At 66.4% G+C, this 26,031-nt stretch carries 9 protein-coding genes; 5 read left to right on the forward strand and 4 right to left on the reverse strand.

Annotated features, from left to right (window positions below):
• From EB084_01335 to EB084_01350, 4 genes are all read right to left on the reverse strand, one after another.
• The coding region (locus tag EB084_01335; GenBank protein NDD26898.1) for a filamentous hemagglutinin N-terminal domain-containing protein at positions 1-11,577 on the reverse strand (11,577 nt) is incomplete at its 3' end.
• A 93-nt stretch (positions 11,578-11,670) separates the two neighbouring features.
• The gene (locus EB084_01340) at positions 11,671-13,266 is read right to left on the reverse strand and encodes a ShlB/FhaC/HecB family hemolysin secretion/activation protein (GenBank protein NDD26899.1); all 1,596 of its coding nucleotides are present in this window, start codon (positions 13,264-13,266) and stop codon (positions 11,671-11,673) included.
• A 434-nt stretch (positions 13,267-13,700) separates the two neighbouring features.
• A complete protein-coding gene (locus tag EB084_01345; GenBank protein ID NDD26900.1) occupies positions 13,701-15,656 on the reverse strand; it encodes a hypothetical protein in 1,956 nt (651 codons plus the stop codon).
• A gap of 172 nt (positions 15,657-15,828) precedes the next feature.
• Positions 15,829-16,986, reverse strand: a complete 1,158-nt coding sequence (locus EB084_01350) for a M23 family metallopeptidase (GenBank protein ID NDD26901.1) — start codon at positions 16,984-16,986, stop codon at positions 15,829-15,831.
• Between the two features lie 59 nt (positions 16,987-17,045).
• On the opposite strand from EB084_01350, the gene EB084_01355 reads away from it, so the two are divergent.
• The 5 genes from EB084_01355 to EB084_01375 all read left to right on the forward strand — a co-directional run bounded on the left by EB084_01355 (position 17,046) and on the right by EB084_01375 (position 26,021).
• Positions 17,046-18,377 carry a hypothetical protein gene (locus tag EB084_01355; GenBank protein ID NDD26902.1) on the forward strand — a complete coding sequence of 444 codons (1,332 nt, stop codon included), beginning with the start codon at positions 17,046-17,048 and terminating at the stop codon, positions 18,375-18,377.
• On the forward strand, positions 18,374-19,552 hold the full coding sequence (locus EB084_01360; protein ID NDD26903.1) for a YkgJ family cysteine cluster protein: 1,179 nt from the start codon (positions 18,374-18,376) through the stop codon (positions 19,550-19,552). Before EB084_01355 ends, EB084_01360 begins: the two co-directional genes overlap by 4 nt.
• Positions 19,553-19,701: 149 nt before the next feature.
• Positions 19,702-21,114 (forward strand): TolC family protein, encoded by a 1,413-nt coding sequence (locus EB084_01365; protein NDD26904.1) that lies wholly within the window; start codon positions 19,702-19,704, stop codon positions 21,112-21,114.
• A 14-nt stretch (positions 21,115-21,128) separates the two neighbouring features.
• The gene (locus EB084_01370; GenBank protein NDD26905.1) at positions 21,129-22,526 is read left to right on the forward strand and encodes an efflux RND transporter periplasmic adaptor subunit; all 1,398 of its coding nucleotides are present in this window, start codon (positions 21,129-21,131) and stop codon (positions 22,524-22,526) included.
• A gap of 9 nt (positions 22,527-22,535) precedes the next feature.
• A complete protein-coding gene (locus tag EB084_01375; protein NDD26906.1) occupies positions 22,536-26,021 on the forward strand; it encodes an efflux RND transporter permease subunit in 3,486 nt (1,161 codons plus the stop codon).
• Positions 26,022-26,031 lie beyond the last annotated feature (10 nt).

Consider the following 26,031-nt stretch of genomic DNA (forward strand, 5'->3'; position numbering starts at 1 on the left):
GAGCACGGTGAGCGTGGTGAGGGTGAGGCCGGTGTTCAATCCGCCCGCGTCACGGTCGTAGAGGCCGATGCCGCCGGTGGCGCTCTGGGCGGCCACGTTGGCCGCGCTGATGTTGAGCAGGCCTCCCGTGTTGGTGCTGCTGCTGATGTCGCCCTGGGCCGAGAGAACCACGTTGCGACCCACCACGGCACCGCTGGTGGCGGTGATGACACCGCCCGACTGCACGCTGGCGGTGGAACCGCTGCCGGTGCCCCCCGCGATTGTGTACTGGTTCAGCGAGATGTTGCCCGGCGCGTACACCGCGGTGTTGCCGGTGGTCGGGGTGGTGGTGAAGACGTTCTGGTTGAGCGTGATGCCCCCCGTGGTGGCCACGAGGCACACGTTGGCGCCGGACACACCGTACACGGTGCCGCCGCTGCAGAGCAGATCTTGTTGCACCACGGTGAAGCCGCTGTCGTTGCGAACCTGCAGGTTGCCGCTGTTCGAGGTCGCCGCGAGATTCTGTGCCTGCAGTCGAATGCTGAGGTTGCCGTGGGTCTCGAGCACCGCGGTCGTCGAGACGATCTGATCGCCACTCACCCCGTTGTTGACGATGGTGCCTCCCGGCCCCCCATTTTCAGTACCCGCGTGCACGCTCACCAGGGAAGTCTGATGGCCTGCGCTGCTGGTGCCGAGCACCTGATCGAGGGTGATGTTGCCGCCTGCCTCGAGAGCGATGCGATTGTTGTTGGGGCCGTTGCCGTTGATGAGGTCGACGTCGTGCAACGTGCCCGCCGACTGGTAGCACACCTGCCAGCCCTGGAGGGTGACCGCGTGCGATCCCGCGCCGCAGTCGATGGTGGAGACCCCATTCGAGGTGATGTCCATGTTGCCGCTGAGACCCACCACATCGACGAGGGTGTTCACCAGGTTGGTGCTGCTCCCCGCCGACACCGTGAACGGATTGGCGCCCGACCCCTGCACGTAGATGGGAGCCCGCGTGACGCCATTGTTCTGGTTCACATCGCCCACGTTGGCGCCCCACAGAATGATGTGGTCGGCTTGTACATAGGCCCCCGTGCTGTTGCCAGGGTTGGCGATGTTGCCGCCCCCGGCCGAGGCATCGAGGCTCACCGTGTTTCCCGCGGTGGTTGCCGAGACGTTGCTGTTCAGATAGATGTTACCCGCTGTGGTCTGCACACCCACGTCGTCACCCGCCGAGACGATGTGGCTGTCGATCGAGACCGATCCATCGTTGAGCAGGCACACCGCGCCGTTGGTCTCGATGCCCGTGAGGGTCACCGTGGCCGGGTAGTTGTAGGTGCCGTTGCCATTGTGCTCGGTGTTGTCGTAGGTGCCCACCGTGGTGGCCGAGAGGTTGTGAACGTTCACCAGGCTGTCTGACTTGATGGCCATGTGCGCGGCGTCGGTGACGAGCTGATGCGGCGCCGTGCCCACGGTGCCACCGATGCCCACGGCGTCGAGCAGCATGGTGCTCGACGCCACCACGTCGGTGTTCGTGCCGCTGCCGTGCACGATGCTGTCGCCCACCAGCGTGACGTTGTGGGCGGTGATGGTCCGCGAGATGGTGATATTGCCGCTCTCGGTGCGCAGCATGAGGTCGCCGTACCAGGGGCGGTAGTAGTCAGTGCTCCAGTCGGCTGACGACGTGGGCGACGTCATGCCGTTCACCGTCTGGGTGCTGCAGGCCTGATCGGTGTACGACTGCGACACCACCTCAACTCCCTGGGCATTGCGGATGTAGGTGCCACCAGAAGCGTTGTAGGTCGAGAGGTACGACGTGTTCAGGTAGAGGGGGTGGGTCACATCGGTCGACGAGGTCTCGCCGTTGCCGATGGTCACCGTGCCGTTGTTCACGCTGCTGCGGTTGGCGTCGGCCACGAGAATCGTGTTCGTCGCCACGATGTTGTAGTTGCCCCCGGTGTTGCCCGCACCGAGGTTGTTGAGAATCGACCCGTTCGAGATGACCGCCACCGTGTTCGCGCCGGCCGACGTGTTGGTGTCGGTGATGTTGCCCACCTTGATGTCGCCGTTGCTGTTTGTGAAGAGACTGATGTTGGTGTTGGCGGTGATGCTGCGAACGGTGGCGGTGCCGTCGCTGATGAGCACGACTGCATCAGTGGTGGGGTTGTTCGAGTGCACGTTGATGTCGTGCCCGTTCGCGTAGCCCCAGGCCACCGCTTGAAGGTTGTGCACGTAGGCCCCACCATCGGCGACAGAGAGACCCACCTGGTCGACCAGGGTCGCGAGCAGCAGGTTGCCGGCGCCCGCGCAGGGGTTCGCACCGACGCTGCCCGTGCCGTTCGCGATGGTGATGTCGAGGGTGTGCGCAGTGACGTCGGCATATGTGCTGTGGTTGGCGAGGTCGTAGTTGAGCACGCTCCCACCATTCTGCATCGAGATGGTCACCGCGTCGGCTCGGGCCACGATACCCGCGGTGCCGTTCACCCCGGTCTCGCCATACAGCCGAACATTGCCCCCGTTGGTTGAGGTGACGCTGACGCTGCCGTCGTTGGCGGCGTTGGTTCCCGCCACCACGTCGTGCAGACCGAGAAGCCCGTCGCCCGTGATGGCGATGGAGCCGGCCGACCGCTCGTTGTCGGTCGACACCGCCTGCAGACGGCATACGCCGTAGGTGAGCGAGAAATTGTCGAAATCCATCACACGCTGGTCGCGGAAGCTGCCGCCGGCATAGATCTGATCGAAGTGGTCCATGTCTCCGAGGGCGACGAGATTGATACCGTCAGACGCCGATGCGCCCCCCTCGGTATAGGCGTTGACGTGGGTGTTGGCGCCGGTGAAGACCACCGCACGCGTGTTGCCGATGGAGCCGGTGCCCGCCCCGGTGCGCACCGCATCGAGGTAGACGGTGCCCGTGGTGCTCCCCGCGCTCATGGTCACGTCAGCCACGCCGGGATGGAAGCCCCCGTTGATGTTGCCGCTCAGTGCCACCACCGAGAGGGTGCCGCCATAGGCGCCATAGTTGTCAAACGTGATGTCGCCGCTCCGGTTGTAGAGGTAGACGTTCTCCGCGGTGAGCGCCTGCTCCTGATTGGCGAACCCACTGAGCACCCCGGCAACGAGGTTCAGGTAGTTGCCCGTCCCCCATGTTGCATGGATCTCGCCGCCCGTGGTGGTGAACACGATGTCGGCGGGACGGCTCTGATCGGTCACGTAGATCGAACCGCCCGACAAGGTCGAGTCGAGGCACAGCCGATTCGTCACATCGGTGACGATGGGCACGCTGCTGACCCCGATGTTGCGGGCGGTGAGGGTGACCACATCGGCACTGATGTGATTGCTGCCACTGGCCTTGATGTCACCGCTGTCGCTGGCGATGACGGCGTACGTGTCGGTACCCGTGAGGTCGAATCGGTTGACGGTGATATCGGCCGACGCGCCGGCCGGCGCGATGTTGTGATACGCCAGGCTGGTTCCGTGGGAGACGTCGGTGCTACCCGCCAGGATCACGTTGGCTCCGAGGTTGAGCACATTGCTCGTGAAAGTCAGAAGCAGCGGATTGCTGCTCTGATCGAGGAAGGTGAGGTAGGCATTGCCCCCCGCCGTGATGACGTTGTTGCGACTTGCCGAGGCGTTGTTGTCGGCGAAGATGCGCCCCCCCGTGCTCTTGATGACGAGGTCGCGGGTGACGTGGGTGAGCAGCGACGTGTCATTCGTGTTGTTGCCATCATAGCCGCTGGTGCCGATGTCGCCACCCGCCACGATGTAGGCGTTCACCGCGCTGATGCGGCTGGTGCTCTGCTGCACGATGGTGCTGTTGGGCACGCGGACGTAGGCATTCGTGCCCGCCGTGATGGGATGGGTGAGGGCAAGCTGGCCCGTCGTGGTGAGGTCGACCACATGCGCATCGGCGATGATGCCGTTCACCAGCACGTTGTTGGCTGTGGCGTTGGCCGCCACGCCGCAGCCGCTCACATCGAGGGTGTTGAACGACCCCACCTGGAGATTGCTGCCGGTGTTGGTGTTGTAGAGATACACGTTGCCGGTGAGGTAGTTGCCGTTGCCATCGGTGGCGCCGCTGCCGTTGGCGTTCGTGCTCTCGGCCGCCAGCATCGGCGTGCTCGTGTAGATGCTGTGGGTGTGGTCGCCCACCCCCGTGTTGCCCCACAGCACCACCTGGCTGCCGCTCACCGTGCCTCCACCGGGGGCGGTGTTGGTTGCCGTGATGTTCCCGGTTGCGGCCACGATGCTGGCCTCGCCCGTGGTGGCACCAGCCGTGACGCTATTCTGGTTGAGCGCAACCGATCCGTTGGCATAGAGCGCCACGTTGCGGTCGGCGTTGGTGGTGTAGACGTCGCCCCCGTTGGTGAGGGTGATGTTGCCCGCCGGCGCGGCGAGGGTCACGTTGCCATTGGCGTACACGTGACTGGCCACGGTGAGGTTGCCCGCGGTGTAGACGCACACCTCGGCGTCGTTGGTCTGGGTGTACACGCCCGCGATGGGCGCGCTGGCCGACACGCCGCCGCAGCCGGAGGTGTCGAGGGTGGAATGGGTGTCGATGGTGAGGCCGCTGGCACGGGTGTTGCGCACATAGATGACGCCCTGGGTGCAGGTGGCCGAGAGATGTGACGCATCGATGTTGACGGTGTTGCCCGCGCCCGCCGCGCCGATGGGATTGAAGGTGTTGAGCACGACCGTGTCGGCGTTGATGGAGCCGCCCGTCTGCTCGGTGACCCCCGCCGTGGCCGAGACGATGCTCGCAACGCCACCGGGCGCGTTGATGGTGTGACTCCCCACCGAGATGTTGCCGTCGGCGTAGATGCCGACGTTGCCCGTGCCGGACGTAACATTGCCGCCGCTGAGCGAGATCTGACCGTTTCCTGACGTGGGCGCGGTGAGGCAGATGTCCCCGTAGCCGTAGATGCCCTGCACCTGGGTGCCGCTGAACAGCGTGTTGCGGGTGATGACATCGAACGAGCGGACATTCCACAGGTTGAGCTTGCCGCTGCCGTACGCGGCCACGTTCGGCGCGGAGATGGTAAGCGACAGGTCGGTGCCGCGCCAGATGTTGCCATAGTAGTGGTACTCATCATACCCGTGGGCCACGAGGGCGATGTCGCCGCTCGCCACCACCACGGGTGTGCCCGCGCTGCTGCCCGTGTGGTCGATGATGGTGGCCGTGGTGCTACCCGATGTGAACGGCATGCCCGCGGCCAGGGTGACCACGCTCACGTCGGTGTTGTTGGCATTGATGCCCACGATCTGACCTGCCTCGAGGGTGATGTTGCCCTGCGCCTCGAGACCGATGCTGTGTCCGCTGCCCACGATGGGCGCCTGGGCGACCGACATCGAGCCGTACGTGGCCGCATACACATCGCCGTTCGCCGTGAGACCGACGAGCCCCAAGGGGGCCACGCCGCCGCAGCCGCGGGTATCGAGGGTGGCGAGCGAAGGCGTGAGGGTCAGTCCCCCGTTGATGCCGCTCTCATCGACGTCGACGACGCTGATGTTTCCGGTGTCACTCGTCGCCGCCACGCGCGCGGCGCTGATGTTGAGCGAGGTCGAGGTCGAGGTGGTGGCCCCCACATTGCCCACGGCGTGCAGGACTACATCGTGACCCACCACGCGCCCCCCCGTGCCCTCTTTGATGGCCCCGCCCGCATCGACGCTGGCCTCGTAGCCCGTGTTCGTGCCGCCGCGGATGCTCGCGCCGTGCAGCGTCACGTCACCGCTGGCGTAGACCGCGGTGTTGCCCACGGTCGAGGTCGTGGTGTAGACGTCTGCGGCCACCGTCAGGCTGCCCGTGGGAACCGCCAGGCAGACATTCGAGCCGCCCACGCCCGTGACCGTGTACGGCGAGCAGAGAATGGCGGCCGCGGTGGTGGTGACGCTCTCATCGACCTGTATCGAGACGTTGCCCCCCAGTGACAGCGCCGCCAGGTTGCTCACCATCAGGTGCAGGGCGTTGGCGTCGACGCGGCTGGCCGCAATGCTGCCCGTGGCGCGGATCACGCCGGTGGTCGCGGTGATGAGATCGGGGTGGATGTTGTCGGTGACATTGTCCTGCAAGGTGATGCCGGCGTTGTTGATGACGTAGCCGGTGTGGATGGTCACATTGCCGGCGTTCAGGCTCACCACGTTGGTGTTCGCGCCGCCCAGCAGCTGATCGAGGATGAGGGTCCCCCCCGACTGCAGACCGATGTTGTTGCCGCTCGGGCCGGAGATGAGCGCCACGTCCTCGAGGGTGCCCGCCGAGCTGTAGCACACAGTGCCACCGCGGATGGTGACGACCTTGCCACTGTTCCCGAACACGTCGATGGTGGTCACGGCCTGGGTGGTGTTGGGATTGGTGTCGATGATCTGCATGTTGCCGGCAAGTCCCACCACGTCGATGAGGCTGCTCAGCGTGTTGGTGCTGCTGCCCGCCGAGACGTGATAGGGGTTGGCGCCGCTGCCCTGCACGTAGACCGAGCCGCTGCCGCCCACGCTGGCCCCCCACATCACGATGTTGTCGGCCTGCACGTAATCATCCCAGGTGTTGCGGCCCTGGAAGCCGGCGCTGCCCGTGATCTGTCCCGCGGTGCCGCCGCCATTCGTGCTCGAGGCGTCGAGGCTCACGGTGCGACCGCCGGCGAGGGCGCGGATGTAGGCGCCCACAGTGAGGTTGGCGCCGTTGGTCATCTGGATGGCCACGTCGTTGGTCGTGGAGGTGACCCCGGTGATGTTGCAGTACGCGCCCGTGGTGAGGCTCATGTCATCGGTGAGCGAGAACGCGGTATCCGCCAGGCCCGCCAGGTAGGGGGCGTGGATGTAGATGGGCGCGCCCACGGTCCCCACGTTGCCCGAGCCGGTCTGCGTTCCAGCCGCCGCCGAGAGCACGGCGAAGCTCGAAGCGTTCACATCATAGGAAACTCCGTTCGCGCGCTGGTCAACGATGTTTCCATTGTTGCCGGGGGCGCCGACGGTGGGAGTTCCCGCGAAGATGCAGACGTTGGTACCCGTGAGCGTCTGGAAGATGTTCACGTCTCCCGTCTCGGTGCGCAGAAAGACATCACCGCTCGTACCCGCCATGTTCTGCGGCGAGGTCATGCCATTGACGGTGACCGTCGCCCCCGCGGTGGTGTTTCCGGCATTCGATGTGTACGACACGCCGGTGACGTTGATGGCCCCGGCGGTGCGCACGTAGGTGGGACCGGAGTCGTTGGTGGTGGCGAGATTGGTCGCGTTGATGTAGATGGGATGAGAGACATCGGCGGAAGACGTCTCGGCCGCGCCGATGTGGTAGGCGCCCGTGCCCGCGTGTGTGTTGAAGGCGTCGGCCCGCAGCACCACGTTCACCGCGCTCACGTTGTAATTGCCCAGGGCCGCTCCTGCCCCCAGATTATTGGTGACGTTGCCGCCCGCGATGACCGCCGCGGTGTTGGCCCCGACCGCGGTGTTGGTGGCCGACACATTGCCCAGCTGGATATCGCTGGTGCCGTTGGTGAAGAGCGAGATGTTGGTGTTCGAGGTCACCGCACGCGCGTACGCCGTGCCGTCGCTCACGAGAATCACCGTGTCGGTGGTGGGGCTGCTCGAGCTCACGGCAATCTCATGATTCGTGGCGTAGCCCCAGTTGGTGGCATTGAGGTTGTGGAGGTACATTCCACCGTCATTGATGGTGGCCCCCACATTCGTCACCGAGGTCACCAGCATGGGAACGCCACCGCCGCCATTCGGGTTCTGTCCCACGCTGCCCGGGTTCAAGAGATAGAGGTCGAGATTGAGCGCGGTGACCTGTGGATTCGCAGCGGTCGCGCTGGCGTTGAGCACGTCGCCACCATGCACGGTGATGCTCACCGAATCGCTCAATGCCGTGAGCCCCCCCGTGCCGGTGGCCCCGAACTGATTCGGGTCGCCTACAAGCAGCACGTCCTTGCCACCGGTGGAGGTCACGCTGATGTTGCCGTCACCGGCGAGGCCCGTACCCGCCACGACGTCGTGCAGCACCATCTGGCCGTTCCCGGTGATGTCGACGCTGCCGGCACTCTGATTGGGGTTCGCAGACACCGCCGACAGGGTCACAACGCCCCACGTGGGCGTGGGCGAGGCGGGGAGGTGGAAGCCGGCCGAGTACCCCACATCGGTGTAGAAGTTGTCGTTCACGGGAATGAAGCCGTCGGAGCCCGGCAGGTACCAGTAGGAGGGCTCGCTCACCGAAGCGCCTGCGTAGATCTGATCGATGTGCGCGGCGTCGCCGAGCATCTGCAGGTGGATGCCGTCGGTTGCGGCAGACGCGCCACTCACGGTGTAGGCGTTCACATGCATGGTCGCGTCGGTGAGCTTCACCGCCGCTGTGTCGCCAATGGAACCGGAGCCCGCATGACTTCCCTTCACCGCTTCGAGGTAGAGGGTGCCGTTGGTGAGGCTCGCGTCGGCGTAGGCGCCGCTACCCCCCTCGATGCTCCCGTTCAGGGTGCGCAAGAAGAAGATGCCCCCATTGGCCTGGTAGCCGATGCCCGCGCTGTTGTCGAACGTCACGTTGCCGGTGGCGTCGGTGAGATAGACGTTCTCGGCGGTCTGGCTGCTCTCTTGGTTGGCACGCCCGGTGAGGAGGCCACCCGACAGGTGCACGTAGTCGGCGCGGCTGTTGTTGGCACCCCAGTTGGCATTCACGGTGCCGCTGTGGGTGACGAGGTAGAGGTTCGAGGGCTTCGTGGTGTCGTCGAGATACAGATTGCCGCTGACCTGCAGCGCGTCGGCGGCCAGCACGCCGGCGGTCTGCACGAGAATGGGATGGGCGTTGGTGCCGATGTTCTGGCCGATGAGCGTGGTCGAGGCCGTTGCGAAGATATCTACCGTGCTCGCCGAACCCAGGAGGCTGCTGATGTTCGCGCTGGCGTCGCTCAGGTAGATGGCGTGAATGGGATTGGCGGCCGTGGCAATGCCGTTGAGCCGAAGGTTGCTGGTGCCCGTGTTGATCAGCCCCAGGTCGAGGTTGCCAAACCAGCTGCTGCTCGCGCCCGGCGTGAGATTGAGATTCAAAACGCCCGATCCGGTGGTCTGGGTGATCTGGTCGTTGCTCACGCTGTCCTTGATGTAGACGGAACCGTCGTTGCTGGTGACGCTGAGGGTGTGGTTCACCGCGCCATTGATGACGATGGGGTTTCCGCTGGTTCCGATGTGCGCCCCCGACGTCTCGGTGGTGAGCAGCACCGTGGGAACGCCCACCGTGCCGCTGCGCTCGATGGAGCCGCCCACAGAGGTGATGTTCCACTCTCCGCCTGTGGTGGCGGTGATGTTGCCCAGGGTGACGGTGGCATTGCTCGTGTCGGTGAACAGCACCATCGCGCCGCCCGTGCTGCCGGTAAGGGTCGAGGGGGTGTAGCCCACGGTGGGCGCGCCCGAGATGTCCACCCGCCCATTGTTTGTGGTGATGTTCATGTACGTGGGCGAGATGCTCTCGTTCACGTACACCGAGCGGCCAGCCGCATCAGACTTGATCCAGAGATAGGGCGTGTTCACCTGCACCGACGACCCGTTGCTGCCGATGTCGTAGTTCACGGCCTCAAGCGAGACGCCGTGCGACGCGGTGATGGTGCCGCCCCCATTGACGATGCTCCCGTTGTTGGCCTGGGCGGTGAGGTCGCTGACGGTGTAGTTCCCCACCGTGATGTTGCCGTTGGTCGAGACGAGGTTTGCCGTTGTGGCGGTGACCGTGCCCGCTCCCGTGATGGCGCCCGATGTCGCGTTCAGGGTGTGGGCGTAGAAGGTGCCGAGATTGATGGTGTTCGCCGTGACGTTGGTGAGGCTGACATCGGTGCCGAGCCAGCCCGAGGTCGACGTCGAAGCCGTGGCGCCGTTGCCGTGCATCGTGAGGTACTGATTGGTGCTGCTGGTGTAGCCCCGCAGGTAGACGTCTTGACCGGTCCCGGTGAGGTTGACCGCCACGTTCGTGGGGAGCGAGCCGTAGCCGCTCGTTCCCGACACCGTCATGGGCGATCCAGAAGATCCCACCTGCGTGCTGTAGGTACCGTTGACCGTAAGGCTATCGGTACGAAGGTTCGGGACGCTGCCGCCGTCCCCACCCGTGGTGAGCGACCCTTGCGTGTTCAAGACGATTCCCTGGGGTGCATCGAGCCCGGAGTTGTATCCCACGGCCATGTTCACCAGGTTGGCCGTGATGGTTCCCACACCAGAGGTGTGGATGCGCATGGAGTAATCGCCGTTGGTGTACTGGCCGTAATACCAAGAGCCTCCGCTGTAGTCGCTCTGACTCGAGAGATACAGGTTGTTGGCCGAGATGTTCAGGCTCACGTTCGGGTAGAGGTTGATGTCATGGTCGGTGGTGTGGTAGTAGCTGGAGTAGCCGCCATAGGTGTAGTGGCGCACGTCGAACTCGACGGTGTCTCCCGCGATGTACACGGTGCCGGCGGTCACGCCCTCGATGCTTTCGACGGTCTGGTAGCTGTAGCTCGAATAGGGGTTGTCGTTGCTGCTCACGATGTAGAGCACCGTCGGGTCGACCAGCCAGGTTCCCCCCGTGCCCGGCTGCACGCCCCCTTCGAGCTGCACCCGGCTGCCCGAGGTCTCGATGAAGCCCCCCTTGCCCCCGGGCCCGGGCAGCGTGGTCATCTGCGAGCCCTGGCGGGTGACCAGCGTTCCATCGGAGTCGATCTTGATGCTGCCGCCGTTCGACCCCGCACCCGATCCGTTGGCGCTGAGAACCGAGCTCGGCCCTGTCACCGTGGCTTGTGTCGAGTGCACGTCGATGGCGCCAGCGTTGGAACCCCCAAGCCCGTCAACACGAATGATCCCGTTGTTCACCGCCACACCGGACGCACCCACGAGCGACACGGTGCCATCCGGATTGGCTGCCATGCTGCCGGCCTCGACCACGCTGTGATTGGTGATCACCTGCGACAGCAGCGTGCTCAGCGCAGCCTGGGGAACCACCACCGTGCCGGGCTTGCCTGTCATCCCAGGCATCGACCAGTTGATGAGGTTTCTGCCGTCGAAGTTGAGCGTGATCTTCTCGCCCGCCCCGAGCACGACCTTGCCCAGGTTGCAGACGATGAGGCCCTCGTTCGAGACCAGGGGAGCGGTGAGAACCGCGTATCCCCCGTCGGTGACCGTGATGGTGCCCTGGTTCACCACGGACGCGAGCTTTGCATTGGGATCTTGCGACAGGTTGTATCGCCCCGCGAGGAAATCAGAGTCAGACATCTTCAATGTCGAGACGAGCAGGCCGGCGGTGTTCACCACTGAGGTCGGGGTGAAGAGCACGCCGTTCGGATTGAGCAGGAACACCTGACCCGTGGCGCTCAGCTGCCCTCTGATGATCGACGGATCGCCCCCCGTCACGCGGTTCAAGATGATGCTCAGCTGACCCGGCTGGAGGATGCGCACCGCCTCGTTGGGATTGATGCTGAACGAGCGCCAGTCGATGATGGCGCGACTGGTGAGCTGCTCGATGGTGGTCACATTCGGACCGGGCTTGACCACCACGTTGCCGTGCTTGACCGTTGGATCGGTGGGACTGGCTGCAGACGGCAAGACAAGTGCCGCGAAGAGCCCTCCCACGGCGACCAGCGCCCGGATGTGCTTCACTGCTCGGGTTGCGATGCGAAATGCCATGGCGATCTCCTCGAGTGCCCGCTGGACGCGCGGCCGAAAGGTCGCACTTCCAGCAATCCATATGGGGAGAGATCGGCCTTTTCGGCCGATCTCCTAGAAATCGTTGGAGAAGAAGATGTAGGGCACCAGATGGCGCCCCTGGGTGCGGGTCAGGAAGTTGTTGCCGATGGGGTAGCCGAGGTCGAAGTTGAGGGTCATGTCCTTGGTCGGGTTCAGGCGAAAGCCGAGCCCGGCGCCAGTGAGGTCGATGCTGGGAATGCTTCCCGGCGGCGCGCGCAGCTGCCAGGCTGCGCCGTGGTCGACAAATGCGGTGATGGCCAGGGTCTCCGGATGCTCCGCGATGGGCATGTAGCGGAACTCGGCGTTCACGTTGTATCCGGAGTCACCGAGATAGGAGGCCTGGAAGTAGCCGCGCACCGTGTCAACGCCGCCCAGGCCGTACTGGTTTGCGGTGGGCAGGCGCTGGGTAGAGATCTGTGTGCTGCCCCGCAGCAGCAGCAGGGAGTGCTGGCCCAGGCGCTGCACACGCGCCAGGTCCGCAAGCCACACATCGAAACCGCCACCCGCGGCGTTCGTCGACCGCGGGTCGTTCGTGCGCATGCCGCCTACCCAGAGGCCCAGATCCTGAATGAGTCGCACGCCACCGATCCAGCGACCATCGCTGTCGGTGTGCGCCGTTGTGAAGCCCACCTGCACAGCGCGGAGATAGTCCCGGCTGTTCTCGATGCCGAACAGCGAGTTGTGGATGTTCTGCACCAGGAAACCGGCCTGGAGGTCGAGGTCGTGCTGAGGCTCGCGGATGAACGGGTGTGAGATCTGCAGCCCGTACACCGCGGCGGTGCCACGGATGTCGAGGGCCTGGAGCTCCTGTCCCACCGCGAAGGCGGCATTGCTGTAGGAAGCGACGAGCTTCGTCCCGTCATAGCCCAGCGGATGGGTGTAGGCGACCACCCCGGTGAACACGCCCTGGGCCGCCAGGCTCTGGAACCCGTGCATGACGAGCTCGTCGGCCGCGCCGGTGAGGTTCCCGAAATGCGCGGTGGCCCCGGGACGGTTGTAGCCGTTGAGACGGGCCCCATAGTTGTTGAAGTCGACACCGAACCCCATCGGGTTGTGATCTTCAACGTTCAGGGTGACATCAACCGTCTCCGGCTTCTCCCCCGGCTCGATCACCGTGCTGGCCTTCATGCCACGCAGCTCGTTGACGAGCAGCACCGCCCGTTCGAACTTCTCCCGGCGCGGATACGGATCCCGCAGCGCGTCATCGAAGTAGTGGCGCAGCAGCGGGGAGGCGTAGTTCTTGTTGCCCGCGACCTTGAATGTGCCGAGCTTGTTCTGCACCACGTAGAGGCGAACGATGCCGTCCGCGCCGATGCGCTGCTGCGGCACGAGCACCCGAACCGTGAACCAGCCGTGATCGAGGTAGGCGCGGGTCAGCGCGTCCGCCACGCCGCGAATGCCCTGGAACGTGAGCGCCTTGCCCTTGTACGGGGAGAGCACGCGATCGACGTCGCGCGCATCGAGCAACGTGTTGCCCTCGACTGTGAAAGCCGTGACGGTGATCCTGGCCGTAGCATCTGTTCCGCCGGCAACCGCGATGCGACTGAGAAGCAGAACGGCAAACACAATGACAGACAGGCATCGCTGCAGCAACCCCAGCCTGACGATTGCACGCTCGCCGTGCGACATGTCCCCTCCTTCAACGCAAGAAGACCAGGCCACGCACGATCCGTGCACGACCCGGCATTTCCTGTCTCTCCCTACGGCGCACGCCTGAGGGCCCGAGCGCGGTTCCCCGAACAGGAACTACGAGCACCGCAGTCCGGCTTGTGCGCATAAAGCGCTGATGACACCATAATAGTTCAAGATGTCGGGCGCGTCAAACCGAGGTGACGCGCCGATGGTCGGCGGTGCAAGGCGGGGCCGAAAGGAGGGGCCACGGGGGACGGACTTCAGAATCGCAAGCACTCGCTGGACAGGAAACTGCGCACTCCAACAGCCGTCGTGACCCATCAGACGCCGTAGTAGAAGCCCATTTGGGCTTATATCGTGTAGTAGAAGCCCATTTGGGCTTGTAATCGCGGGAGGGACCGCGGGAGGGAGTGCCCCCCTCCGCTACCGCTTCACCCCACTGCGCCCTCGCCGCCGGCGGCGGCTTCGCGGTACTGACGTCCGCGGTCGGCGATGATGGCGCCTGCTTCGAGGCGCTGCTGGCCCTCGCGCACCTGGGCTGTACCCTCGTGTTCCAAGGAGGCGCCTTGTGTCTGTGCCTCGCGCGCGGAAGCGAGCATCTCGTCGGCCTTGCGCTGCCCGCCGAGGGCCCCTTCCACGATGACCCAGCCATCGGCCGCCGTGGCGCGACCTGCGGCCATCGCCCCCTGCGCCTCGCGCAACTCGGCGGCTGCAGTCTCCTCAGCGGTGCGCGCCCGCTGCCCACGCTCGAGTCCGATGCCCACCTCGCGCAAGCCGCGTCCGACGTGGCGCTGGGCGGCGCGCTCGTTCACGCGCCCGTCGTGAAGCTTCTCGAGACCGGCTTCCTGGCGGGCGTGGGCGCGATTCTCCCGATCGAGCGCGGTGTGCAGGTTGCCCAGGCCCTGGTCGACCTTGTTCGTGCCTGCGCGCTCGACCTGACGGCCCTCCCGCCACTGGGCGAGCCCAGCATCCTGACGCGCCTGGCCAGCCTGCTCGGCCGCAAGCCCCTCGTGCATCTGGCGCAGCCCCAGGTCGACGTCGGCGTCGCCACGGGCCTTCAGCGCCGTGCCCGCGGCGCGCTTCTGGCCTGAGAGCGCGCGATGCTGACCGGCCTGGGCGCGATCTTCAGAGGCCTCCAGCAGCAGGCCCTGACCCTGGGTCTGGGCAACCTGGCTCGCGCCGCGATGAACATCGGCCTCTGACGCCAGCCCACCGGCCTGAGCCCTCAAGCGGGCAGCCTCTTCACGGAGGGCCGCGGCGCGCTGCTCGGACTGCGCCGCGCTGGCCTGCAGCTGGGCGGAACGCCCCAGGAGGCACTGCCCGTGCGCGATCTCGCCCTGCCCGCGGCAGACCTGCTGCGCGCCGATCATGTACGTGAACGGGCACCACATGGCCATCTGGCCCTGGCTCACATCGCAGGCGCCACGCTGGGTCCACCAGGTTCCCTCACGCGCCGCGCACTCGGCCTGGGCTCGCTCAGACGCAGCCTGCTCGGCGCTCCGCGCCGCCTCGGCCTCGAGCTCGGCAGCGCGGCGCACGAGCGCCGCCCCCTGGGCGTCGAGCTCGGTGGCCCGCTGCTCGTCGAGCGCCGACTGCTGGAGAAGACCCTGGCCCTGCACCTCACGCTCGCCCGCGGCGCGGTCGAGCCCATCGGCGAGGTTCCACTCATTCAAGGCTTCGCCCACGAGCGCCTCACCGCGCGCAGACAACGACCGGCCCGACTGGTAGCGCGCCGCGCCGGCGTCCTTGGCGGACTCCCCTGCCCGCTCGGCCTCACGCCCCCCATCGAGCTCACGAAGGGCATCTGTCTCGATCTGCTCTCCCCGCCGATCGTCGACGCGCCCACTCTCGATGCGCGCGACACCGCGATCCTTGAGCGACTCTGCCTTCTGCGCGCTCGTGCGCCCATCAGCAATGGCGGAGGTGCCCGCCCGTTCGGTCCGGGCCGCGCGACGCGCCGACTTCAAGCCCTCGTCAACGAGCGCGAGCCCCGTTCCGACGTGCCCGCCGGCGGCGACGTCACGTCGGTGGGCAGCCTGGGCGCGCCGCAGGGCCTTCTCGGCATCGGCCGTCGCCCGATCGGCGTCTGCCACGCCCCGGTCGACCCCGTCAAGGCCGCGAGCCAGGGCTGATTCACTCGTTCGCGCCATCTCCTCGGCCTCGGTCGACGCCTGTCGGCCGGACGCGGCCAGGGAAGAACCCTGCTGAATCGAAGCGCTGCCGCGCTCAACGAGGTCGCGGCCCTCGCGCGTCATCGCCTCTCCACGCTCGCAAGCATCGCGACCACTGGCGTCGAGCGCCTGACGAACCTGTGCCGCCGATCCATCGACGGGAAAGCCCGCTTGTGAGATACGCGCGAGAAGCGGGGGCAGCTGCAGGTTCGACACGACCAGTCACCTCGTGGACGAAATGCGCCTGCAGCCAGAGAATCACGCCGGACGGGCACACCATCCGACAGACTACCGTCTCCAACCCTTCTCCTACAGGCATGTCCAGGGTAGCACGCGCCGCGCGGGCGGGTGTTGCCGCGAGATGAACAGTTTGCGCAGCGCCTCGAGGTCAGTCGCGGAGGTCGGCGAGCACCTGGTCGAGCTGGGGGACTGCCTGACGCGCATCTTTCAAGGTCTGCTGACGGCGCAGCCAGTCGGCCAGCGCGTTGGCGCCCCCCGTTGCGGTGCCGTCAGATCCTGTGAGGGCGCTCGTGATCGCGCCGTTGTCGAGAAAAGCGGCGAGCAGCACCTCTTCCGGCACTTCCTCCACCGCCAGGCGATCGCGCGCTGCAGCGAGATCGCGACGCACCTGGGCCAGCAGCTCGACGGGCGCGGTCGATCCGCCCGCGGCAAGCGACGCTTCGTCGCTGCGCAGCTTCACGTACCCGAGGGCCGCGTTCACGGCCTCCCGGCGCAGGGTCCAGTCTGGTCCGGCCAGCGGCGGAAACACACGGCTCTCGCTGCCAGGCTCGCCATTGACGAGCGCCGATGCGACGGGGCGCTCGCCCGGCGACGAAAGGGGAACGAGCTGCGCGAAGTCGATGGCCTGCCCCTTGGCGTTCTTCATCTTCACATCGACGTGGTCGCGCACGATGGCACCCACGGGATCGCCAGGCTCGAGCGACTGCCCGACACGCACGCACGGCGCCAGGTGACCGTAGGTGGTGTGGAAGCCGTCCGGCGAGATCACGGTGATGCCGTACTCACGGCCATACCAGCGCGTGATGGCGCTCACGCGGCCGGGCCAGCCCACGACGACGGTGGAGCCCGCGGGAAGAGCGACATCGTAGCCGTTGTGACGCCCACCCACCGCGCGATAGACAGAAGGGGACCGCCAGTCGCTGAAGCGACCCGTGATGGTGCCGCCCGGGGTGGTGTGGTCGAGGATGCCGAGGTACTCGGCGAGATTGCGCGCCGGACCGAGCGAAGCGCCCTGGCGGGACGCCGTCGATCCCACACCGCGCGAAGCGAGCCGCGCGCGCGGGCTTCGCGCCGCCTCGCCTCGCTCGGACCGCTGCCGCTGTCCGAGGACCAGGCTTCGGCGGGTGAGCCCCTTTACAAGGGCTTCCGCCTTCGGAGACGCGCCCGCTTCGGCGCGCGGCGTGACGTAGGAGGCGGGCCCGCCGCCTGCGGGGCGGTTGAAGGCGTTCGGCGTACCCGCCATCGACGGGCTCGCGGCTGCGAGCAGGGCGGCCAGGCAGGCCGTGAGGGTGCGGGGATGCATCATGGAACTCTCCTGGCTTCGGATGAGGCCTGCGCAGCGCACTGCGCGAAGGGCGCTCGGAGATGCCCCTCGTGCACGACAGCGTCAACGCGGTCTGGGGGCGTCGGCCCGTTCGGAGCACGTCGCCACGATTCCTGCCCAGATCGGCTGACAGGCTTCCGACACCTCGCGGAGAAGAGGGCCGACGTGAACACCGCATCGGCGACCGCGCACCCATGACCCTGGTCTTTCCGGACGGTCTGCGCTTCGACTGCGGATCGTGCACCCGCTGCTGCCGCGGCACGTGGAGCGTTCCTCTCGACCCGCAGGCCTGGCGCCGCATCAGCACCTCCGATCTCTTCGCGCGGCTCACCGAGGAAGACGGCGCCGCCCCCGCCTACCTCGAAGATCCGGAAGCGGGAGAGTGCAGCGCGCGAACCCGGCTCAAGAGGGCCGACTGCGCCTTCCTGGCCCCAGACGGCAAGTGCCTCGTCCACAAGGAGCTCGGCGCCTCCGCCAAGCCCTTCGGGTGCAGCCAGTTCCCCTTCCTCGTGCGCCCCACGCCGGACGGCGTCTACGTCGGGGTCTCGTTCTACTGCAGCGCGGTGCAGGCCAACCACGGCCGTCCCTTGAGCGAGCACGTGGGCGATCTCGAGCGGGCCGTCGCAAGCCACCACTTCCCTCGCATCGGCAGCCGCGTCGCACTCGACCCGCAGCGCGACATCGCGTGGGAGGTGTATCGCGACCTCGAGGCCAGCGCCGAAAGCACGCTGGCGGGCACCCCTGGGCTGCGCGAAGGCCTCTGGCTGGCCGCCCTGCGCATCGTGCTGCTCTCGAGCCTGCTCGGGCGGCAGGGGGGAGAGGCAGGCGAGCGCTGGCAGCAGGTGCGCGGGGTGAACATTCCCTACGACGAGATCTTCGCATCGCTCGAAGACATCTTCCTCGTCGGCATCGTGGGGGCCATCGAGTCGCGCGACCCCGCCGAGTGCCGCGCCAACTGCGAGGCCTTCGTCCGCCGCGGACATGTGGTCACCGAGTCGTTCGGAGCCATCGACCTCACCCACTTCGACGACTTCCGCGGCCGCTTCGACCCCGCGTGGTCGGAAGCCGAGATGCGACGCTTCGTCGAGCACCTGCTCTTCCGCAAGTTTCTGCCTTACAAGCGCAACCTCGCGGCCAACGCCGCCGCCTGGTACCTCACCGTGCCGCTGCTGAGCCTCTACCGTGATCTCTCGGCCTTCTCGGCCGGACGCCTGCAGCCAGACATCACCGACCTGCGGCGCGGCTTCGAGATCGTCGAGCGAAGCTTCACCCTGCACGTCAACCTGCTCGATCCGCTCTTCGAGGAGCTTGCGTCGGGATACCGCCGCATGCTCGACGCGATGCCCGAGCTCACCGCTGGAGGACCGCCATGACCCTCATCTTCCCCGAGAGCCACCGCTATGACTGCGGCTCGTGCACCAAGTGCTGCCGCACTGTGTGGAACGTGCACGTGTCGCCGAAGGCCTACGATCAGATCGTGGGAACCCCCCTGTTCGAGCGCATGAAAGCCGAGCACGGGCGCGACCCCGTCTACATGGACGAGGTGAGCGGAGAGAAGAGCGCCCTGGCCCTGGTGAACAAGGGCGGCTGCATCTTCCTCGGCCCGGATCGGCTGTGCAACGTGCATCGCGAGATCGGCGTGGGCGCCAAGCCACTCGGATGCCGTGAGTTCCCGTTCCTGCCGGTGCCCACGCCGGACGGCGTCTACGTGGGCCTCTCGTTCTACTGCAGCGCGGTCCAGGCCAACCACGGGCGACCGGTGGAAGCGCACGCCGCCGAGATCGAGGGCATGCTGAACGAGTACCGCTACGAGCGGGTGGGCTTCGACCCCATCGCCCTCGACCGCGATCGCCACATCTCGTGGAACGCCTACAAGGCCCTCGAAGCGTTCGCAACGGCGCGCCTCGAGGGGTCGGTGGGCGACGCCGCGTGGGACGTGGCCTGCGTGGTGGCGCGCGCGCGTCGGGCCCTCCCCGCGGCGCAGACGTCGCCTGCGGGCGGAGAAGCCTCGCCCTTCGTGGTGGACGACGCGCACTGGCAGGCGCTGCTCGACCAGCACGCGCCCGTGCCAAAAGACGATGTGCTGCTGCACGTCGAGCGCATGTTCGTCGAAGGGGTGGTGGGGGTGCTCGAATCCGACTCGCCCGAGGCCTGCAAGGCCAACACCGAAGCCATCTTCCGACGTGGCCGCCTCACCAGCGCGACGCTGGGGGGCGAGATCGATCTTGCACACCTCGATGACTTCCGCACCCGTTTCGACGCGTCGTGGTCGCACGCCGAGATCAGGCGCTACCTCAACCAGCTGGTCTTTCGCAAGTTCCTTGCGCTGAAGCGCCCCCTCGCGAGCAACGCCGCCGCATTCCATCTCGCGTGGCCCCTGCTGGGCTGGTACCGAGACCTCTCGGCCTACCACGCCGGGCGACTGGCGCCTGACATGAACGACCTGCGCACCGCCTTCGACGTGGTCGAGCGCGGATTCATCATGCACGCCCGCAACATGGACCCGTTCTTCGACCAGCTGGCCGACGCGCTGTCGAAGCTCATCTGAGCGCCGGTTCCGCGGAGCGCGCTCCAGGCAGGAAAGCCCCCAGGCAAAGAGAATGACCGCCCCCTTCCCGCGCTGTCGCGCCTTCTCTCACCATGCCACCTTCCTCAGGAGCACAGGCTTGAACCCAGACCTTCATCGACAGGACCGCTGTGACCGCGCCGCACGCGCGTGCTCCTGGGTTGCGCTCGTCCTGGCGTGTCTGGCGACGACGCCGGCCACGGCGGGGCCGAAGACCGGCGAGCCCCTCTCCCGCGCAGCCGTCGTCTTCCTCCGCAGCATCGACGCCGGTGCCCGCCGAGGCCGTGCTCCCCCTCGACAGCGCCCTCCAGATCGCCGTGAAGGGCAATCGAAGCCTCGAGAACAGCCGCCTCGAGGTGGTCAAGGAGACCAAGAACGCAAAGGCGTTCCGCGCCAACCAGCTCCCCGTGGTGCAGCTCGAGGCCAAGGCGAGCGAGCTGCTCACCCCGGTCGGCGTGAACTTCAATCAGGGGGCGTTCGGCATCTATCCCGGGATCGGCCCCATCCCCGCCAACAACGTGCAGATCACCACAACCCCGAAGCTCACCACCTACTTCGTGGTGGCCCTGCGACAGCCCGTGGCTCAGCTGCCGCGCATCGGCCTTGCCGCGCGGGTGAAGGAGATCAACGTGGCGCTGGCCGCCGAAGAGGTGCGCGCCCAGCGCGACAGCCTCCGGACCGACGTGAAGCGCGCCTACTACGCCATCTTGCAGACCGAGGCGTCGCTCGAGGCGGCCCTCGACAACCTGCGCTTCCAGCAGGAGCTCAACCGCACCATCGCCGACAAGTACCAGCAGAAGACCGTGCTGCGCACCGATCTGCTCGAGGCCCAGCGCCGCCTGGCCGACGCCGAGTTCGATGTGCAGCAGCAGCGCGACGCCCTCGCCACCAACAAGTCGCAGCTCAACCTGCTGCTCGCGCGCGACATCCACACGCCCTTCGAGGTGCAGCAGGTCGGCGAGAGCCCCATCACGCAGCGCACGCTGCCCGAGCTCGAGAAGCTGGCCCTGGCGCAGCGCCCGCAGCTCCACCAGGCCGCGCTGAAGGTGCGCCAGGCCGAGCTCGATCGCCGCATCACAGCGGCCCAGTACGCCCCAGACCTCGACCTCGCCGTCACCTACCTGCAGCCCGCGAACATGGCCCTCGCGCCCGGGTCGTACATCACCGTGGGCGCCGAGATGAAGTGGATCCCCATCACCTGGGGCAAGGTCGACAACGAGATCCAGGCCAAGACGCAAGCCGTGCTGCAGGCCCGGAACAATGAGAAGCAGCTGAGCGACCAGGTGCTGGTCGAGGTGGGGAGCCTGTACCGCACGGTGCACACCGACCTCGAGCGGGTGCGCGCCGCGAAGATGAGCCTCGAAGCCGCCCGCGAGGCATTGCGCGTGGCTCGGGTGCGCTACGGCCAGAAGGCCGTTCTGCTGCAAGATGTCTATGATGCCGTGACCCGCGTGGCCAGTGCCACCCGTGGCTATCTCGACGCGGTGCTCGCCCTCGACATCGCGCAGGCCGAGCTCGAACAGGCGATTGGGGAAGACGAATGAGAACATCCCGCGTGATGCAGACCCTGCTGCTCTCCGGCGCGCTGCTTGCCAGCGGCTGCAAGGAGAAGCCCAAGCCTGAGACATCGCTCCCCGTCGTGAGCACGCAGCCGGTGGCCCAGGTGGCCCTCTCGGCCGCTCGGCAGCGCTACGCCGCCACCCTCGCCCCCTATACACAGACCAACCTCAACTTTGAGAACAGCGCCTACGTCGAGCGCATCATGATGGTGCCGCGCAACGGCAGCACGGTACTCGTCGACGCGGGTGACACCCTGCGCGAAGGCGAGGTGCTGGCACGCCAGGACGCCAGCGAGTTCGAGGCCAAGGCGGCCCAGGCCAAGGCCAGCGTCAAGCAGGCCCAGGCCGGCGTCGCCGAGTCGCAGTCGAAGCTGCAGCAGGCCATGGCCTCCCTCACCCAGGCCCAGGAGAACTACAGCGCGGCCATCGACAAGGCCATGCAGGCGCGCGCAGCACGCCGTCAGGCCGTGGCAGGTCTGGCCAAGGCCACGGCGCAGCGCGAGGAGACGCGCAAAGCGTTCGAGCGCGCCACCGTTCTCTACCACGAGGAGGCGCAGACCAAGCCCGAATACGATCGCGACCTCGCCAACTACGAGAAGGCCCTGGCCGACGTGGCCGGCGCGCGGGCACAGATCGCCCAGACCACCGAGGAGATCGCCGCCGCTGACGCCCAGGCACGCACCGCGAAGGCCCAGATCACCAGCGCCGAAGCGCAGGTGTCGGCAGCGCAGCAAGGCGTCGATGCCGCACAGGCACAGCTCGAGGGAGCGAAGGCCAACCAGGCGCGCGCCGACATCGCCCTCGGCCACTGCACCCTGCGCATGCCCACCGACGGAGTGCTGGTGCAGCGCAACGTGGCGCCGGGATCGCTTGTGGGACCCGGTTCGACGGCGTTCGTGGTGGCTGACCTGAGCCGCATGAAGGCGGTGTTCGGGGTGCCCGACACCGAGGTCGACCACCTGAAGGTGGGCACCGACGTGAAGATGGTGATGGATGCCTTCCCCGGGACGCTCTTCAAGGGCCGGGTCTCGAGCATCTCGCCGTCGGCCGACTCGAAGGGCCGCGTGTTCGACGTGGCCGTGATGATCGACAACCCGGAGCGCAGGCTGAAGAACGGCATGATCGCCAAGATCGAGCTCGAGAGCGCCGGCCCGAAGCGTGACGCCATCGTGGTCCCGCTCACCGCCCTGATGCGCTCCCCCACGAACATGGACGCCTACGCGGTGATGGTGGTGGCCGACGAGAACGGCAAGACCGTTGCGCACATCCGCGACGTGAAGCTCGGTCGCACCACCGGCAACCTGGTCGAGGTCACCCAGGGGCTCGACATCAAGGACCGCATCGTGGTGGGCGGCAGCAACCTCGTTCCGGACGGCGCCGCCGTCACTGTGCAGTAGGAGACGCCGGTGTCGCACGCCCACCTGTCCGATGCGGAGATCGTGGCGCACAGCCACAACAACATCCCCAAGTTCTGCGTCGACTACGTGCAGGTCACGTGGGTGCTGCTCATCCTCTGCTTTGCGTGGGGCTACGTGGGCTACACGAGCATGCCCCAGCGCAAGGACCCCGATGTGCCCGTGCGCGTCGCCGTGGCCAACTGCAGCTGGCCCGGCGCCACCGCCGAGCAGGTCGAGCAGCAGATCACCTACAAGATCGAGCAGGCCATCAACCAGAACGCCTACGTCAAGGACACGTTCTCGACCTCGGTGACCGGCAGCACGTGCGTGCACGTCGAGCTCGAGGACAAGACCCGTGACACCCGGGAGCAGTTCAGCGACATCAACCTGAAGCTGCAGAACGTGAGCGGCCTGCCACAAGGCGCGGGGCCCATCCAGTTCAACGGCGACTTCGGCGACACCGCCGCCCTCATGCTGACCGTGGCCAGCCCGGTGATGACCGACAAGGATCTCGGCCCCCGCACGTTCGCCCTCGAGAAGGCCATTCGCGCGGCACGGGCAAGAAACCGGAAGGGTGGGCCGGACGAGCAGCCGTTCACCGTCGTGGTGAACTTCCCCACCACCACCGCCACCAAGGTGGTGCAGGGACCGGCCAACATGTTCGCCAGCTACCTGCTCACCGAGAACGTGGCCACCCACGTCGAGATCCTCCACGGGCTCGGCTACGTCGCGTTCGACGGGGTCACGAAGCTCTCCGACAAGGACCTCATCGACGCGTTGCGCAGCTTCATTCGCAACCGCATGCAGGCGCTGCAGATCCATCCGGACGCCTGGGAGCCCTGCGTGATCCGCGACCCCTCCACCACTGCCAGGGAGATGGCTGCGGTGGCCGGCCCCAAGTACACCTACAAGGAGCTCGATGACTTCACCGACGTGATGCAGCGCGCGCTGCGCACCCCGGAGATCGTCTCGAAGGTCCAGCGAAGCGGTGTGCAGCAGCAGACGGTGTACCTCGACTACTCACAAGACCGTCTCGCCGCCTACGGTCTCAAGCCCTCCAACCTGCAGGACGTGATGGGCGCGGCCAACATCACCATGTCTGGCGGGCAGATGCAGGTCGACAATGCACAGGTCACCGTGTATCCCTCGGGCCAGTTCAAGACCCCGGACGACATCGCCAACCTCGTTGTCGGTCTCACCAACGGGGGCGTGCCCGTCTACCTGCACGACGTGGCCACCGTGGTGCCCGCCTACCTCGACCCCCCCCAGTTCGTCACCTACCTGACACGCAAGAACGACAAGGGCGACTGGCAGCGTCTGCGCGCCATCACCCTGGCCGTGCAGATGAAGTCAGGACGCAAGATCAACGACTTCGGCCCCATCATCGACAGGATCATGGCCAAGGCGCTCAAGACCCTGCCCTCCGACCTCATCGTCGACAAGACCTCGAACCAGCCCCAGCAGGTCGAGCAGAAGGTCGACCTGCTCATGGTGAGCCTCGTGAAGGCCGTGATCCTGGTGGTCATCGTCTCGGCCATCGGGTTCTGGGACCTGCGCTCGGCGCTGCTGATGGCCCTCTCGGTACCCATCACCCTGTCGATGACGTTCGGCATGATGTACTTCCTCGGCATCGATCTGCAGCAGGTCTCCATCGCCACCCTCATCATTGCCCTGGGGCTGCTCGTCGACGATCCGGTGGTAGCCGGTGACGCCATCAAGGCCCACATGGGCATGGGGCTCGACAAGAAGGTCGCCGCGTGGCTCGGGCCAACGAAGCTGGCCACCGCCACAACCTTTGCCACCATCACCAACATCGTGGCCTACCTGCCGTTCCTCGGCATCACCGGTGACACGGGGGTCTACCTCTACAGCCTTCCCGTGGTCATGACATGCTCGCTGGTGGCGTCTCGCGTGGCCTCGATGACCTTCGTGCCCTTCCTCGGCTACATCATGCTGCGCCCCGTGCCAGAGCCCCCGGTCGAGGAGATGCGCAAGCAGCCTTTCTACGCCGCCTACATCAAGGTGGTGACCTGGGCCATCCACCATCGGGTGAAGATGACCATCGGGGGCCTGGTCTTCCTGGTCTCCGGGATCTTCGTGCTGAGCAAGCTGCCCACGCAGTTCTTCCCGTACGATCTCAACCCGCTCTTCTACATCGACGTCTGGACACCCGAGAACGCGTCGCTGGCCGTGACCAACACCGCCGCCAGGCGAGCTGAGAAGATGGTCATGGAGACCGCCGCCGAGTTCACCAAGGAGCACAAGCTGAAGGAAGACCTGTTGCACTCGGTGGCCACCTATGTGGGGGGCGGCAGCCCTCGGTTCTGGTCGTCGCTGTCTCCGCAGCAGGCACAGCTCAACTACGCCCAGGTGACGGTGCAGCTCACCGATCAAGAGCTCACCACGCGCTTCGTGAACACGCTGCAGCAGAAGATGGCGCACATCGATCCCGGCGTGACCTATGACGTGCGCCAGCTGCAGGTGGGCAAGCCCGTCGACATGCCGATCCAGATCCGCATCCTGGGCGAAGACATCGAAACGCTGCGCAAGCTCACCGCGCAGTGCAAGGCCATGCTGCGTGCGCAGCCCCTCGCCACGCGCATCCGTGACGACTGGGGGGTCGACAGCTTCAGCGTCACCCTCGACACCGATGCCACTCGCGCCAACATGTCGGGCTTCACGAACTACGACGTGGCCACCTCGTCGTACGCCGGCCTCACCGGATCGAGCGTGGGCGCCATGCGCGTCGACCGCAACGTCATTCCCATCAACACGCGTCTCGTGCTCGACGAGCGCTCACAGCTCTCCGACATCGATCGGCTCTACATCAGCGCCCACGAAGGCACCCAGAAGGTGCCGGTGGCGCAGCTCTCTCAGGTGGGCTACAAGATGCAGACCAGTCGCATCCAGCGGCGGTGGCAGCAGCGCTGCGTGACCGTGGGCGCCTTCCCCGTCCCCGGACATCTGTCGTCTGAGGTGATGAAGGCCATCAAGCCCGAGCTCGACAAGTTCATCGCCACCCTGCCCACCGGCTGCTGGGTCTACATCGATGGCGAGAAGCGCAATCAAGACGACGGCTTCAAGAACCTGGTGGGCGTGATGATGGTGTCGATCTTGATGATCTACCTGGCCCTGGTGGCCCAGTTCAAGAACGCCTTCAAGCCGTTCATCGTCGCCGCCGCCGTGCCGTTCGGCATGGTGGGCGCGGTCTTCGGTCTCGCCATCATGCGCACCCCCTTCGGTTTCATGGCCTTCCTCGGAATCATCAGTCTCATGGGCGTCATCGTGAGCCACATCATCGTGCTCTTCGACTTCATCGAGGAAGCCCACGCAAAGGGCGACGACTTCGAGCAGTCGCTCCTCGACGCCGGCATCATGCGCCTGCGCCCGGTCATGATCACGGTGGGCGCCACCATCACCGCCCTGTTCCCCCTCGGGGCGTGGCCACGTTCATCACCCTGCTGCTGGTGCCGGTCATCTACACCATCTTCGTGAAAGACCTCAA

Source organism: Pseudomonadota bacterium (assembly GCA_010028905.1).
Lineage (GTDB): Bacteria > Vulcanimicrobiota > Xenobia > RGZZ01 > RGZZ01 > RGZZ01.

Bases quoted from the DNA above. Each gene is read 5' to 3' on its own strand.
- EB084_01350 (NDD26901.1), bottom strand. From the start codon at position 16,986: ATGATGCATCCCCGCACCCTCACGGCCTGCCTGGCCGCCCTGCTCGCA.
- EB084_01355 (NDD26902.1), top strand. From the start codon at position 17,046: ATGCCCCTCGTGCACGACAGCGTCAACGCGGTCTGGGGGCGTCGGCCC.
- EB084_01370 (NDD26905.1), top strand. From the start codon at position 21,129: ATGCAGACCCTGCTGCTCTCCGGCGCGCTGCTTGCCAGCGGCTGCAAG.
- EB084_01360 (NDD26903.1), top strand. From the start codon at position 18,374: ATGACCCTCATCTTCCCCGAGAGCCACCGCTATGACTGCGGCTCGTGC.
- EB084_01340 (NDD26899.1), bottom strand. From the start codon at position 13,266: ATGTCGCACGGCGAGCGTGCAATCGTCAGGCTGGGGTTGCTGCAGCGA.